Here is a 269-nt window from a genome sequence, read left to right on the forward strand (position 1 = left end):
GATCCTGCGCACCCTGGGCGCCAGCCCGAAAAGCATCATGGGCATCTTCGTCGTGCAGGGCGCCATGGTCGGGGTGATCGGCACGCTCGGCGGGTTGCTGCTGGGACTGGGCATCGCCTACAACATCGACGTGATCGTGCCGGCGCTGGAGCGGCTCTTCCACGCCAGCTTCCTGCCCAAGGACATCTACCTCATCAGCCGCATGCCGAGCGATCCGCAGCAGTCGGACATCATGCCCATCACGCTGATCTCGCTGGCGCTGGCCTTCG

1 protein-coding gene is annotated in these 269 nt (G+C 65.4%); it reads left to right on the top strand.

Features of this window, described 5'->3' with window-relative positions:
• Positions 1-269: FtsX-like permease family protein (locus CVH10_RS20940; RefSeq protein ID WP_146143218.1), on the top strand; the 269-nt coding region annotated here is incomplete at both ends.

This window comes from Halomonas sp. ND22Bw (genome assembly GCF_003011945.1).
In the GTDB taxonomy this organism is placed as follows: Bacteria; Pseudomonadota; Gammaproteobacteria; order Pseudomonadales; family Halomonadaceae; genus Halomonas; species Halomonas halophila.